This is a genomic window from Muricauda sp. SCSIO 65647, assembly GCF_021534965.1.
GTDB lineage: Bacteria > Bacteroidota > Bacteroidia > Flavobacteriales > Flavobacteriaceae > Flagellimonas_A.
Genome location: NZ_CP091037.1, coordinates 2,237,676 through 2,251,777 on the forward strand (window position 1 = coordinate 2,237,676; position 14,102 = coordinate 2,251,777).

Consider the following 14,102-nt stretch of genomic DNA (forward strand, 5'->3'; position numbering starts at 1 on the left):
AGATTATAAACAATCTATATTTGCTTGGGTTTTAGCATGTAATGTTCTCCTGTGATTAAGTCCATTTTTTCCCCCGTTAACTTTTTCCGTTACGGCTTTAACACTAATATTATTATCGACAATTATTTTATCTAAAACACTATTCTTGTAAAACCATAAAGCACTGATCACAGCAATATTTTTGTTCGTTGAAATCAAGTCAGGATTGTTTATTAAATTTACCGAACTATCATAATTAGTTCGATAAAAATTATTAAAATTTCTGTAATTTGTTCTTCCTGTTAATTGAAAGATACCTCTTCCCCTAAATTTGTATCCATCACCTTCATTAATATTTCCAATTTTATTTTCCCTGTATCTGTCATTATAAACCCTATTTGCAAATTTTTCTACATCCACGTAGACAGACGTACTCGACCTTTTGAAATCATTGGGGTTTGCTTTGGCAGGATCGGCAGCGGGATTAGTGATAGGATTAAAATATCTTTTCCAATAATCTAACCCTAGCCTTTCCCATCTATAATTCAAATTTTCCTCGAAAGCTTTAAATTCATTACTCTCATGTCCTGCTTGCGTTATAAAATGCTGTAGTTTTTCTTTGGTATCAATACCAAAATCCTTACCATATTTGTTTATAGCATCTGCAATTTTTGTAAGCGTTGCATCAGGGGTGTTTGGAAACATTTTCTTCAAATCCTTTTTACTCGTTTTACATTGCTCACAGTCTTCTGCCGTTTTCCGGTTTTTATTCGTATCATCACAATCTAGACCTTTTGTTGTTGTTTTCCATTTATTTCCTGGGCTTTCTTCGCCTATATGAATCTTTGAGTGATAACCATCACCATCAAGGTCTAAATACCAATTTTTTATCTTCTTAAGTAGTTCTTCAACAACTTCTTGCCGCTCCCTTTCGACCTTTTGGGTGACTTTTTGTCTAGAAATACGAACTATAGGGATTCTTGTCCAATAGTCGATCTGTTGTTGTAGATATTCTTCACTGAATATGAATCGCTCATGCGGGATGGCCGGGGCCAAATCTTTTCCCCATTTCAAAAGACGGTCATCATCCCAATATTTTGGAGGGTTATACTTCCGTAAACTATATGGAAGTGTGTATTGTATGTAATTTGTGCGTATTGCCCCTGTCAAGATCAAATAGGCACTCATTTGAAATACTTTATCCTGCAGGCCCAAACGGCGATAATGATGTACGCGATAATTGCTGAGGCGATTTAGCAATGTGCCGTTCTTGATCAGTTTGTCCATACCCCTGGCCTCGCTATCGGCCAAAGCGTTCTGGTAGTACGACTTGTTAAAATCATCAATGGCCGATCTCCGGTATTGGGAGTAATAGTAGTTTTTATTTCTTCGTATTTCCCCCAGAAGGGTCCCTTGAACCTCGACCCCGTCATACCTTGAGCAATAGCCACAAGCTCTCCAGCGATCCAATGCCAATATTTCCATGGCGTGCGATTCGAACTTCCTCTTTTGTTGAGAGGCGCGACCCTGATGCCCCCCTTCCAACCGATGGGCGGTCGTTACGGGGCCATATCTTCCCCCACGGCTTTCAAAGAACTTAAAATATTCCCTTTGCGCAGTTGAGAAAGACGTATAGTTCTTGCCCATCTGCCTGTTTATCTCCTTCAAAAAAGTGTTTTCTTGTTTTTTTAACCACTCGTCCACTTTCCTTCTTGCCCTGCGGGCTGCCGCAATTTGTGAATCCAATTGGTTCAAAATAGAAAAGCTGTTGAAAGTCAAGGGGAAGTTGAACTCATTGCGGCTTTCGCAACATCTAGGCCTTCCATATCTGTCGACTACCGGTACATCACGATCCATGACACGGCCTGTACGGTCGCCATCATACTTCCGTAGTTTTGGGTATCTTCTGAATTGTGCGTTCAACTGGTCGGTCTGTACCAACGCGGTGATCACGATCAATAGGTAGAGTAGGTGTTTTTTCATGGTACTGGCGTTATTGCTTGATGATGAGTTTGTTCTCGATTTTTCCGTCGTACTCAATGGATAGGGTGTAGGTGCCGGGTCGTGAGGGAAGTTTCCTGACCTCTATGGTATGTTCGCCCTTTTCTCGGTAACCGTTGAAGAGCACACTATGGTACGGTGCCGTATTATAGTAATTGGTCATTTGCACTTTGACATGGGCACCATGTGGCAGTTCAAAGTTTATAAGGCAATGGTCTGGCACCGGGTTGGGGTATATTCTGATAAAATCAGCGGCCTGTTCGTCAAAGGCCGTGCGGGCCGCTTCACTGACACTGACCTTTTTCTTGAGTACCACAATTATGGGATTGGCCCGCTCTTTCCATATGGGATGATGGGCATTGACCCTGCCGATCAACAAATTTTCGCCATTGTAGGGGCAGATGCGCAGTTCAAAACCCCTGATCTCGGTCATCAAATGGGTGAAATCGAGATAATCGGTGTATTGTTTTCTTATCGGCACGGTGAGGTTTCCAAAACGAAGGGCGCCCGAGCTGTAAGTGCCCGTATCGATCGAAATACTGTCTGCAATCTTTATTTTGGCACCCAGGCTTTCATTGATGCCGTTCGCCTTGGTGAGGTCAAGCGTAATGGGCAGGGTTCTCAAGACCTTTTCCTTGGCCCAGTCAAGTTCGAAATACCCGCCCTCCCAGGTTCCGTCCAACATCTGTATATCGGGCACATCGTGTAGGTTTGACAGTTCGTGCATCCCTCTAATGGGCGATTCTTCAAAGAGAGCGTGAAACAGTTCTGCTTCGCCTGTGGGCGGTTGGGCGGTTTCATACTGTTCTAAAAGTACCTTACTGTTCTCGATCTCATTTGACCTTAGCATTTTGAGCGCCTTGGCCTTGTTGGGCTTACGGCCCAGGCCCAAAAACTGCATTTTGGCCATCCAGTGCCTGCCCATGGGGCTTTCACTTTTCTTGAACCATCGGTATGCCCTGGCATAGTCTTGTGGCACATCGCCAAAACCTTTGAGGTAATAATACCCCACACAATAGGCCGCTTCAAGGTTGCCCAACTCATACGATTTTTTGAATGACCTGAGTGATTTTTTAAAACTCTGTTTGGTGCCCAGACCTTCTTTTTGCAACATGCCAAGGTAAAAGAGCGCGGTGCTGTTCTGTTTTTTAGCAAGCTCTTTGAGGGCGACAAAAAATTTCCGGGATTTTTTCCGCTCTTGATCGGGGCTGTAGAGATAGGCCTCGACATCATCGAAAAGGTAGCTCTCTTGATACATTTTCTCTTGTGCAGATGTGCGGATCGTACCCAACATCACAAAGAGCAGTATGGGAAAGGTCATCGTTTTTTTCATAGACTACGGTATTAAAGATTTTCAGGTTCCCCTTTGTTCATAACACTTTTGGGTGGAAAAGCAGGCTATCAGTGGCGAATCTTCCGATTCCGTCTCGCTTTCCAAAATCGGAAACCAGCAACAAATATAGTAAATAATTTACTAGTACTTTATTTACTTTATTGTTTCAGTTAATCGATCTTAAGGGCACTTACATCCGATGAAAAATCCAAAAAAGGACCTTTTGCGTATTTTAGGGTAGACCTTAATTATCCCCGTTAATGTCCTTTTTCAAAAAATCCCGCGAGCTACTGAACCTTACCCAAGGGCAAGTCGCGGAAGCTCTGGAAACAGACCAGTCCGTAATCTCAAAAATTGAAAGGGGCACTGTATATGGCAGGTACTTCGTGCTATACCTGCGGCTGCTTGCGCAGAAAGGCATCAATGTCTCAGAATTCTTCCTCAGTGATGAGGCCTTGAGGGAATACAAAAAAGAGTAAGCGGCAAAAAAACCCCTCTGTCGAGGGGCTATTTTCATGGGCTTGACATCATTCCTCTTCAGAATGGTTCTTGTTATCTGCAAGTTTTGGGGCGCTCATTACAGAGAGATGTATGTAAAGGCGATATTTAAAATGCGTGTTTTTTGTGATTTAAGTGAAACAAAAATGGAAGCTCTTCTAAACTAGGTAAAGAAATGACCAGAAGCCTCTCTGAATGGGGCTTTTTTGTTTTGTACTTTAGCGGTCATGAACCTTGTAATCGATATTGGCAATACCTTGATGAAATATGCGGTCTTTGACCGTGGTGAGATGGTACTGTTCAAAACCTCTGAACCAAGCCTTTTTTTATCAAAGATCAAGAAGATTTTCAAGAACCACCCCAAGATAGGCCACGCCCTTATTTCGTCTGTAGGCAAACCTGCCCAGAAAGAAGCAAAGATTTTGACCCTATTCTGTAAAGTACAGCAACTTTCGCCCCGCACGAAGGTGCCCTACAAGAACTGCTATGCGACTCCCAATTCGTTAGGGGTCGACCGAATGGCCCTGGCCACCGCAGCTTTTTACCAAAACCCAAAAGGGAATACTTTGGTCATCGATGCGGGTACCTGTGTGACCTATGATATGGTAAATGAATTTGGCGAATATTTGGGAGGTGCCATCTCGCCTGGCCTCAAGATGCGTTATAGGGCCATGAACGAACATACCTTTGGATTACCACTGCTAGACCCTCAAGAGGTGTTGGATTTCATCGGTAATTCTACAGAAACCAGTATGCACAGTGGTGTGGTCAATGGTATGGTGCAAGAAATCGATGGTATTATCGACCAGTATCGAAAGCGCTTCCAACATTTAACAGTTATTTTAACAGGCGGTGACGCCCAATTTTTTGCCAAAAGCCTAAAAAATACCATATTTGCGAACTCCAAATTTCTCTTAGAGGGTCTAAACCACTTGCTTGAGTACAATAAACATTAGATGGTAAAAAAAACGCTATTCGCCTTATTCTGCGCGACCTCCTTTTTTGTGCACTCGCAAAACGGAACAATTTCACCCTATTCTTTTTTTGGGATTGGCGATTTTAGAGGAAAAGGCACTGTCGAAAACCAAATGATGGGGGGCCTCAGTATGTATGCAGACAGTATACACGTCAACCTGAGAAACCCGGCGGCATATTCACGGTTGGCCCTTACGACCTATACACTGGGGGTCTCTCACCGAGAATTTAGACTTAAAGATTTCACCGAAGAACAAAATACATCGGTCACCAATCTCGATTATCTTTCGGTTGGGCTTCCCATGGGCAAGAACATGGGTATCGGTTTTGGCCTCATGCCATTTTCTTCGGTAGGTTACGGATTGGTTTCTGAGGTCACCAATGCTGACGAAGAGCTTGTCACCAATATTTTTACGGGTGAGGGGGGGTTGAACCGCGCCTATTTTTCCTTTGGTTTTCAACCCATTAAGAATCTTGGCCTGGGAGCTACGATAAACTACAATTTTGGCACGCTTGAATATCAACGCCTCCAGCGGGTAGAGGGCGTACAGTTCGGCACCATCGATAATCGCACATCAAAGATCAATGGCTTTGATTTTAACTATTCGGCCATCTATACACCCAAGATAAAAGATAAATACACCCTTTATTCTTCCGTGGTGGTCAATACCCAGGTCAATTTGGTTTCAGAAAATTCAGAGGTCATCGGATCTTTCTCGCAAGAAACAGGGCAAGAGATTGAAGTTGTGGACGTAGACCTTGATGCCCGTAATCTTCGCAATACAGAACTCAAGATACCCACCACCACCACTCTGGGCATCGGTTTTGGTGAAGAACGAAAGTGGTTTATGGGTGCTGAGTACAGTTTTCAACAATTTAGTTCTTTCGAAAACCGTTTTTTGGGGCAAGACAATGTACAGTATCAAGACGCCAATAGCTACGCCTTCGGGGGATACTTTGTCCCTAACTATACCGCACTTTCAGGATACTTTAAAAGAATAACCTATCGAGCCGGACTTCGTTATGATGTCACCGGTTTGGTGGTGAATGGAAAGGAGATAAATAATTTTGGCATAACTTTTGGATTTGGGTTACCGTTGAGTGGAACCATTACCGATCGTTTCTCAAATCTCAACATTGGATTTGAGCTGGGAAGAAGGGGCACGACTGATGCAGGTTTGATCGAAGAAAGTTATTTTAAAATAAATGTCGGTCTTTCTTTGAACGCTCTTTGGTTCCAAAAAAGGAAGATAAATTGATAAAAAATTAGTACATTAACCGCTTTAAACCTAGTAAGATGAAAAAGAAATTTTACTTGACGATGATGGCCGTTGTTATGGCAATGGGCATGGGTACCGCTCAAGCACAAAACCCGGAGTGCATGACCAATCTTTCCATTTATGCAGAGCATGCCAAGGTAAAGAATTATGATGCCGCTTATGAGCCGTGGAAAATGGTCTATGAAAACTGTCCGGCAATCAATAAAGCCAATTTTTCTTATGGGGAAAAAATCTTGAAGCATAAGATCGACAAATCATCTGGTGCTGACAAAGATGGGTATATCAAAGACTTACTTGCACTGTATGACAACAGTAGAAAGTATTTTGCCTCAAAATACCCTCCTGCTGACGTAGAGATCGATAAGGCCCTTTTGATGTATGATAACAAAATGGCATCAGATGAAGAGCTCTATGCCATGCTTGATAAGGCTTTCAAAGAAGACCGGGCCAATTTTAAGAATCCAAAAGCATTGTACCTGTACTTCTCAACTTTGGTCGACCTACACGGTGCGGGCAAGAGGGATTTGCAAGAAGTATTTGATGTTTATGACGATGTTACTGAGAAGATCGAGGAAGAAAATGCAAAATTGACCGGTGTTATCAGTAAGTTGTTGCCCAAGGAAGATGCCGGTACCCTCACCTCAAAAGAGAAGAGGCAGTTGAAAGCGGCCAGAACGAACTCGGAATCGTACGGTAAGATAGCCGGAAGTATCGATTCTAAACTGGGTGCCTTGGCTGACTGTACTAACCTGATTCCGCTTTACCAAAAGAGTTTTGAGGCTAAAAAAGGCGATATCAACTGGGTGAAGCGCTCAGTGGGCAGGATGTTCAGCAAAGAATGTACAGATGATCCCTTGTTCAGAAAATTGTTTGAAGCCCAATTGGCCTTGGAACCATCAGCCAGTGCCTATCTGTACGGTGGTACCCTGAAGCAAAAATCAGGAGATAATAGGGGCGCCATTGCCGATTTCAACAAAGCGGTTGAACTGGAGACCGATTCAAAAAAGAAATCAAATATCTTGTATAAGATCGCAACCACGGTTCGCAGAAGCAGCAAGTCGCAGGCCAGAAATTATGCATTGAAGGCCGTTGATGCCGACCCTTCGAATGGTAAGGCCTATCTGTTGATCGCCAATTTATACGCGACCAGTGCAAATGCTTGTGGCAGCACACCCTTTGAAAAGCGCGCCATTTATTGGAAGGCGGCCGATATGGCAAGAAAAGCCGCAAGGGTCGACCCTTCGTTGAGCTCAAGGGCAAAACAATCTGCTGCCAGCTATAGTGCAAAAGCACCTACCAAAGAGATGATTTTCAACTCGGGCAAAGCAGGCCAGACCATCTCCTTCAATTGTTGGGTAGGGGGTAGCGTAAAAGTGCCAAACCTATAAGGTTGAAACACCGGTTAAAATATTGTTCAATGGGTTTTGCCACGGTTTTTTCCGTGGCATTGCTTTTTATGTCGTGCAAAGACAACTATCAACGGGTAGGTGAAGAGGCATTGCCCAATCTGGTGCCACAGGGCGTTGCCAAGAACTTCACCTTGACCTATACCGAGGCTATGAAAGAGATGGGTACCCAAGACTCGGCTGAATCAAAAGTGGTAGTGGTATTGACCAGCCCATTAAATGAAAATTACGAAAACCTGAAATTCAAACATCAGATCTTTCCAAAAGGGCTACAGGTCGATTTCTATGATGACCAGAACAGGAAGAGTATTATCATGGCCGATTACGCAATGGTGTACTCAGCAACAAAATTGATCGACCTACAGGGCAATGTTGTATTGGAGAGCCATGACGGCAAAAAACTCGAAACTTCCCAATTGTACTGGGACCGTAGCGCCAATTGGATTTTCACTGAACATGAGTTCACCTATACCAATCCGGAAGACCAGACCGTAATGGATGGCGAGGGTATGGATTTTAACCGAGACTTCACCTTTTTCAACGCCCATAAAACCTTTGGATTGATGACCATAAAAGACGAATGACATGATCAAAATATTACGCTATACCGAATACCTATACTTGGCAGTGGCCATAATATCCATTTATAAAATAATCACGCTATGGCCGGTAAGCCCAAAAGACACCTACATCTTTATCTTTTTTGCGGTGGTGTCGATCGCCATGTTCTTGTTTCGAAGAAACTATCGAAAACGGTTTGAGAAAAGAAAACGGGAAAACCAAAAATAGCCTTGGACACCTCACTTCTCATCATCATCGTTTCCCTTTTGTTTTCTGCTTTTTTTTCGGGCATGGAGATTGCCTTTGTGTCGGCAAATCGTATTCACATTGAAATTGAAAAGAAACAAGAGGGTCTTTTGGCCAAGATACTCACTTGGCTGACCGAAAAACCCTCAAAGTTTATTGCGACCATGCTGATCGGCAACAATATCGCACTGGTCGTTTATGGTTTTTATATGGGTGATAGGCTGATGGACTGGTTCACTACTTTGTTGCCCACAGGGTTTACTTTTCTAGATGCACTGCTGACCGATTTCAGTCTTTTGTCACAAACGGTTATTTCAACGCTGATCATTTTGTTGACCGCCGAGTTTTTGCCCAAAGTATTGTTTCAAATCTATTCCAACACCCTGCTAAAGGTGTTGGCCGTACCCGCCTATATTTTTTACGTATTGTTTTCGTTCATCTCATGGTTTGTCATTAAGGTTTCCGATTTTGTCCTTAAGACCTTTTTCAATACCGATGGCGATGAGGTACAATTGGCATTCACCAAGTTAGAGCTGGGCGATTATATCACCGAACAGATGGAATCTGTTGAAGAACGTGACGAGATCGATTCAGAGATACAGATATTTCAAAATGCACTCCAGTTTTCTGATGTCAAGGCCCGTGAGGTCATGGTGCCCCGTACTGAAATCATGGCGGTAGAATTGCATGAGACGCCAAAGAACTTGACAAAACTTTTCATTGATACGGGCTATTCAAAAATACTGGTCTACAAAGAGAATATTGATGAAATCATAGGCTATGTGCATTCGTTTGAACTGTTCAAAAAGCCCAAAACCGTCAAAAGTGTACTCTTGCCGGTAGAGTTTGTGCCAGAGACCATGCTTATTCACGACATTCTCAATGTGTTGACCAAGAAGCGCAAGAGCATGGCCGTCGTGCTTGATGAATATGGGGGCACTTCGGGCATATTGACCATTGAAGATATCGTTGAGGAACTTTTTGGCGAGATTGAAGATGAACACGATAGCACCGACCTGCACGAAGAACGCCTCGATGAAAATACCTATAGGTTTTCAGCAAGAATGGAGGTCGATTACGTGAATGAAAACTACAGGCTAAACCTTCCTGAAGGTGACGAATACGAAACATTGGGCGGACTTATCATGAACGAGACGGGTGAGATTCCTGAACAAGATTCTGAAATTGTGATCGAGGGGTTACGTTTTAAGATATTGGAAGTTTCGAATACCAAGATCGATCTGGTCATGGTGCAGGTTTTGGCTGATGGGCAATAGGTTTTCAGGATGCTGATATTCTTTCTTTTTTGAAAAGAAAACACTATTTTCGCGCTCTCAATTTTAAGGTAAGAAAACGCAGATGGCAGTTTTAGAAAATATTAGAAAGCGTACCACCGTATTGATCCTTATCATCGGTATGGCCCTTTTCGCATTTGTTATTTCAGGGGTTTTCACGGGAAGTGATTTTTCAGGAACAAAAATAGGTTCGGCCGTCGCTGAGGTAAATGGCGAAGGTATCCCAATAGATAAGTTTAGGGAAGAGGTAGAGCGAGCGTCGCGTCGCTATGGCCCTAGTTTTTCATCGACCCAATTGGTGAATACCGTGTACGATCAAGAAATTCGCAAAGAGCTTTTGGGACAACAATTTGAAGATTTGGGCATAAATATCGAGAGTGATCAAATCGTTGAGTTTGTCAGTAATTCGGGCTATGCGCAATTTCCTGATTTTCAAGATGAAAACGGTGTTTTCAATCCAGAGATTTTTAAGGCCACCATTGCCGATTGGCGCACAAACGATCCTTTGCGCTATGAGGCTTGGCTTGAAGACGAAAAGGCCATCATGCAATCTGCCAAAGAGCAGCTCTATTTCAATTTGATCAAAGCGGGAGTAGGCGCTACCCTTGCCGAGGGCAAGTTGGATTATGAAATGGCCAACGAGAAAATCGATATCCAATATGTACGGGTACCCTATTCTTCAGTTCCAGATAGTATCGTTCAGGTCTCCAAAGAAGAGATCGCAGCCTATGTAAAAGATCATGAAGAAGAGTACAAGCAAGAGAAGGCACGTGACATCCGTTTTGTGTTTTTTGAGGAAAAACCCTCCGCAGAAGATGAATCGGCGGTGACAGAAGCATTGGCAAAACTATTGGGCAATACCTTTGAGTACAATGAGCCTCTTGATCAGACCGATACCATACCCGGTTTTAGGGATACCAAGGATATGGAAGTTTTTTTGGATAGGAATTCAGATCTAAAGTACGATACGATCTATAAAGCCAAAAGAGATTTACCCGCTGTGGCTGCCGATAGTATCATGGCCCTTTCAGAAAATGAAATCTACGGTCCCTATCGTGATGGCGATTATTTCAAGATGTCAAAAATCATGGACCGTAAACCTAACGGCACTGTGAAGGCCAGCCATATCTTGATTTCTTATGAAGGAGCCACTAGGGTCAATCCGAGTATAACAAGAACAAAGGAAGAAGCTGAGGAAAGGGCAAATGAACTGTTTGAAGAGGCCAAAGAAGAAGGTGCGGTATTCACGACCTTGGCCAGAGATAATTCTGATGGGCCATCAGCCCCCAGAGGTGGTGATTTGGGATATTTTCAAGAAGGTATCATGGCCGATGAGTTCAACGATTTTTGCTTTGGCAATCCCGTTGGTGAGATAGGCCTGGTCGAGACCGAGTTCGGGTACCACATCATCAAGATCGATGACAAGCAAGACATAGTCAGGGTGGCTACATTGGCCAGGGAAATTGCCCCATCTGAAGAGACCATCAATACGTTGTTCACCAATGCCACCAAATTTGAAATGGCGTCGACAGAAGCTGAGCCAGAACGGTTTTCAGATATTGCCAAAGAGCACAAGACTATCGTCAGGCCGGTCAACAAAATCAAGGAAATGGATGAAAACCTACCGGGTCTTGGGTCACAACGGTCAGTTATTCAATGGACCTTTAACCAAGACACAGAAGTGGGCGATATAAAAAGGTTTGATATGGCCGAGGGCTATGCCGTGGTACAATTGACCAAAATATATAAAGAAGGCGTAATGGCGGTTGAAGATGCTTCGACCACCGTGTTACCAAAAATACGCAAGGCAAAAAAGGCAAAAAAGATTATCGATGCCAACCAGGGAAAGTCGATTGAAGTGCTTGCAAAAGACAATAATGTAACGGTATCGACCGCTTCTGCCCTGACGATGAAATCACCGACCATACCCGGAGCAGCGCGAGAGCCATATGTAGTGGGTCGTGCATTTGCGCTGTCTGAAGGCAACACTTCTTCGTTGATAGAAGGTGAGTCAGGTATTTATATGGTAAAGGTCACCAAGAAAGAAGCCGCGCCCAATATTGACAATTTCAGCACCTACGCCAATACGCTAAGAACCTCCAAAGCGAACAGGGTCAATAGCGATGCTTACAATGCCCTAAAAGAAAAGGCGGATATCGAAGATAAAAGAGCCACTTTCTATTAATGGTCCAATACCATTTCTAGGTATGAAAAAATTGTTTCAAAACCCTTGGATTCAAAATATCCAGGGGTTTTTTCATTGCCGGTGACCAGAATAAAATCGCCGCCCCAGGCCCCTAAACTTTTGATTTCGCCCAGTTTGTAATCAGGGAACAATCGCTTTTTTACGGGAAGTATTTGTAACACCTCTGAAACTACGGTTTCATGTTTCTTCATGAGCTGCTCAAATTCCCGCAACGAATGGGTGCTTACCATTTTTTCGGTGATTTCAGTAATGGTCTTTGTAAAAGTGCCTTTGTCAAAACTATGGTCTCTGTAAGAAGCAATGGCCTCTCTGCTGTTCTGTTTTTTGTTGAGATGTACAAAGAACAGGTTTTCATCAAAAGGAAATCTAGGGGTTACCTTCGTGATTTTTGGCAGTGTCTCCCCCAACTGATAGAGAATGGGGGTATTTGATTGGGCACAGGCAATATCGTAACCACTGCCCCCAAAGGTCTTTTGCAGTAACTGGTAAGGGTCAACATTTGCCCATTGGGCGATATTGTTGACCAAAGTGGAAGAAGAGCCCAGGCCCCAATCTCTGTGAAAGGTAAGCCTAGTCTCAACATCGTATCCTCCTTCCTCAAGAAAATCAGTATTTGATTTTTTTGCTTCTTGTAGAATAGTTGACAACGTATCGGCCATTTTAAAATCAGAAGCCGCAATGATTTTAAAGTTGCCTGGTTCAAAACTTGCCGTAAACCAAATATGGTCTCGGTCGTCGAGACTCTTCCACTGAATGGTTCGATTGCCCGTTTTTTTATATCGCAGGTGTTGCCCAAATTTCGTGGGTATAGCAAGTGCCTTGGCACCATCCAGCACAGCATATTCACCCGTCAGCAGCAGTTTTCCATGGCTGTAGAACTCAGTCATGGTGCCCATTTCTAACGTTTTCAAGCGCTTCCTTGACCGATGCATTGCTGACAATGTTGGTTTTGAAGTGATCGATGAGCTTCTCTTTTTCTTTTTCGGTGGCCCCCATTTGGTTGAGCATGTTCAACAAATGCATTTTCATGTGCCCCTTTTGAATGCCCGTTGTGACCAGTGAGCGCAAGGCCGCAAAATTTTGGGCAAGCCCGGCAACCCCCACGATTTGCATGAGCTCCCTTGCCGAAGGATTTTGTAAAATCTCCAAAGCCAGTTTTACCAAAGGATGCAATGAGGTAAGCCCTCCGACCGTGCCTAAGGCCAAGGGCACCTCCATCCAAAGCTTGAACCGTTCGTTTTCAATTTCTGCATGGGTGAGACTGGAATAGGCACCGTCTTTGGCAGCATAGGCATGAACACCGGCTTCTACGGCTCGAAAATCATTGCCCGTGGCCAGTACAACGGCGTCAATTCCGTTCATGATTCCCTTGTTGTGGGTCACCGCTCTGTAAGGGTCGCTTTTGGCAATCTGAATGGCCTGTACCATTTTTTTGGCAAAGGTTTCAGGGGGCATGTCATCTTCATTTAAAGCAGAGACAGGGCACGATACCTCGACCCTTGCCGTGCATTTGGGCACATAATTGCTCAATATTGACATGGTGATCTCGATTTCCCCGAGATGATTATGGGCAGCTTCTTTAAGGGTGGCGGCAAACTGCTCTAAGCATGAATTGATAAAGTTGGCCCCCATGGCATCTAAAGTCTCAAAGGTACAGTGCAATTGGTAGTAGCCATCAATGGCATCGGTTTTATCACGAAGCGCTATCGATTTTACGCCGCCTCCCCTTTTCTCCATGTTCTGGGTTATGGTTTTGGCCGCTACCAATAGGGTATCTTTAACCGCTTCAAAAAAAGCAAAGAGTTTGTCTTTTTCTCCATGGTAGAAAAAATGTACCTGTCCGACTTTTTCAGTATCGATTATAGTGGCTTTAAACCCGCCCCGAGACAACCAAAATTTGGCTGCTTTGCTCGCAGCGGCCACCACCGAGCTTTCTTCAATGGCCATCGGTATGGCATACAACTGATCGTTTATTAGAAAATTGGGGGCAATGGCAAAGGGCAGATAATAGTTCGATAGCGTGTTCTCGATGAATTCATCATGCAATTTTTGAACCGACATATCGGTATTCCAGTATCGGGCCAGTATTTTTTTGGCCTCTTCAGCATTGTCGGTATAGTGGTCGGCAAGCCATTCTATTTTTTCTTCCTTGCTAAATTTTGAGAACCCCTCGACCGGTTTATGCATGGTATTTTGTTAAGATTTCAAAGATAAACAATAGCCTAACATATCTGAGCTGGGAAGTATGCGATGCGGCCTGATTCTTTAGTGATGATTCTGTGCCAAAAATTTAATTTTTAGGTAAATTATTAGTAAACTTGA

General features: G+C 43.6%; 12 protein-coding genes. 8 read left to right on the forward strand and 4 right to left on the reverse strand.

The features are described 5' to 3' along the window. Positions 1 to 3 precede the first annotated feature (3 nt). On the reverse strand, positions 4 to 1,725 hold the full coding sequence (locus L0P89_RS09945) for a glycoside hydrolase family 19 protein (RefSeq protein WP_235264952.1): 1,722 nt from the start codon (positions 1,723 to 1,725) through the stop codon (positions 4 to 6). A gap of 247 nt (positions 1,726 to 1,972) precedes the next feature. Beyond that, a complete protein-coding gene (locus L0P89_RS09950; protein WP_235264953.1) occupies positions 1,973 to 3,313 on the reverse strand; it encodes a hypothetical protein in 1,341 nt (446 codons plus the stop codon). A gap of 260 nt (positions 3,314 to 3,573) precedes the next feature. Here L0P89_RS09950 and L0P89_RS09955 point away from each other — a divergent pair, with 260 nt between their 5' ends. From L0P89_RS09955 to L0P89_RS09990, 8 genes are all read left to right on the forward strand, one after another. Further along, entirely contained in the window at positions 3,574 to 3,792 is a 219-nt protein-coding gene (locus L0P89_RS09955) for a helix-turn-helix domain-containing protein (RefSeq protein WP_235264954.1), read from the forward strand. Positions 3,793 to 4,038: 246 nt separating this feature from the next. After that, positions 4,039 to 4,767 (forward strand): type III pantothenate kinase, encoded by a 729-nt coding sequence (locus tag L0P89_RS09960; RefSeq protein WP_235264955.1) that lies wholly within the window; start codon positions 4,039 to 4,041, stop codon positions 4,765 to 4,767. After that, the gene (locus L0P89_RS09965) at positions 4,768 to 6,045 is read left to right on the forward strand and encodes an outer membrane protein transport protein (RefSeq protein WP_235264956.1); all 1,278 of its coding nucleotides are present in this window, start codon (positions 4,768 to 4,770) and stop codon (positions 6,043 to 6,045) included. It abuts the gene before it with no gap. A gap of 38 nt (positions 6,046 to 6,083) precedes the next feature. Then, positions 6,084 to 7,454 (forward strand): hypothetical protein, encoded by a 1,371-nt coding sequence (locus L0P89_RS09970; RefSeq protein WP_235264957.1) that lies wholly within the window; start codon positions 6,084 to 6,086, stop codon positions 7,452 to 7,454. A 29-nt stretch (positions 7,455 to 7,483) separates the two neighbouring features. Continuing rightward, on the forward strand, positions 7,484 to 8,056 hold the full coding sequence (lptC, locus tag L0P89_RS09975; protein WP_235264958.1) for an LPS export ABC transporter periplasmic protein LptC: 573 nt from the start codon (positions 7,484 to 7,486) through the stop codon (positions 8,054 to 8,056). Between the two features lies 1 nt (position 8,057). Then, positions 8,058 to 8,261 (forward strand): hypothetical protein, encoded by a 204-nt coding sequence (locus L0P89_RS09980; RefSeq protein WP_235264959.1) that lies wholly within the window; start codon positions 8,058 to 8,060, stop codon positions 8,259 to 8,261. A 2-nt stretch (positions 8,262 to 8,263) separates the two neighbouring features. Further along, entirely contained in the window at positions 8,264 to 9,556 is a 1,293-nt protein-coding gene (locus L0P89_RS09985; RefSeq protein ID WP_235264960.1) for a hemolysin family protein, read from the forward strand. A gap of 82 nt (positions 9,557 to 9,638) precedes the next feature. Then, positions 9,639 to 11,759 (forward strand): peptidylprolyl isomerase, encoded by a 2,121-nt coding sequence (locus L0P89_RS09990; RefSeq protein ID WP_235264961.1) that lies wholly within the window; start codon positions 9,639 to 9,641, stop codon positions 11,757 to 11,759. Here L0P89_RS09990 and L0P89_RS09995 read toward each other — a convergent pair. Both L0P89_RS09995 and L0P89_RS10000 read right to left on the reverse strand, forming a co-directional pair. Beyond that, positions 11,756 to 12,676, reverse strand: a complete 921-nt coding sequence (locus L0P89_RS09995) for a GYDIA family GHMP kinase (protein ID WP_313790918.1) — start codon at positions 12,674 to 12,676, stop codon at positions 11,756 to 11,758. The genes L0P89_RS09990 and L0P89_RS09995 overlap by 4 nt on opposite strands. Further along, a complete protein-coding gene (locus L0P89_RS10000) occupies positions 12,660 to 13,967 on the reverse strand; it encodes a hydroxymethylglutaryl-CoA reductase, degradative (RefSeq protein WP_235264962.1) in 1,308 nt (435 codons plus the stop codon). The genes L0P89_RS09995 and L0P89_RS10000 overlap by 17 nt, the downstream gene beginning before the upstream one ends. Positions 13,968 to 14,102: the final 135 nt, after the last annotated feature.

What these genes read in the sequence shown, in the direction of transcription:
- L0P89_RS09950 (WP_235264953.1), bottom strand. Translation starts at nt 3,313, where the DNA reads ATGAAAAAAACGATGACCTTTCCCATACTGCTCTTTGTGATGTTGGGT.
- L0P89_RS09955 (WP_235264954.1), top strand. Translation starts at nt 3,574, where the DNA reads ATGTCCTTTTTCAAAAAATCCCGCGAGCTACTGAACCTTACCCAAGGG.
- L0P89_RS09960 (WP_235264955.1), top strand. Translation starts at nt 4,039, where the DNA reads ATGAACCTTGTAATCGATATTGGCAATACCTTGATGAAATATGCGGTC.
- L0P89_RS09965 (WP_235264956.1), top strand. Translation starts at nt 4,768, where the DNA reads ATGGTAAAAAAAACGCTATTCGCCTTATTCTGCGCGACCTCCTTTTTT.
- L0P89_RS09970 (WP_235264957.1), top strand. Translation starts at nt 6,084, where the DNA reads ATGAAAAAGAAATTTTACTTGACGATGATGGCCGTTGTTATGGCAATG.
- lptC (WP_235264958.1), top strand. Translation starts at nt 7,484, where the DNA reads ATGGGTTTTGCCACGGTTTTTTCCGTGGCATTGCTTTTTATGTCGTGC.
- L0P89_RS09980 (WP_235264959.1), top strand. Translation starts at nt 8,058, where the DNA reads ATGATCAAAATATTACGCTATACCGAATACCTATACTTGGCAGTGGCC.
- L0P89_RS09990 (WP_235264961.1), top strand. Translation starts at nt 9,639, where the DNA reads ATGGCAGTTTTAGAAAATATTAGAAAGCGTACCACCGTATTGATCCTT.
- L0P89_RS09995 (WP_313790918.1), bottom strand. Translation starts at nt 12,676, where the DNA reads ATGGGCACCATGACTGAGTTCTACAGCCATGGAAAACTGCTGCTGACG.
- L0P89_RS10000 (WP_235264962.1), bottom strand. Translation starts at nt 13,967, where the DNA reads ATGCATAAACCGGTCGAGGGGTTCTCAAAATTTAGCAAGGAAGAAAAA.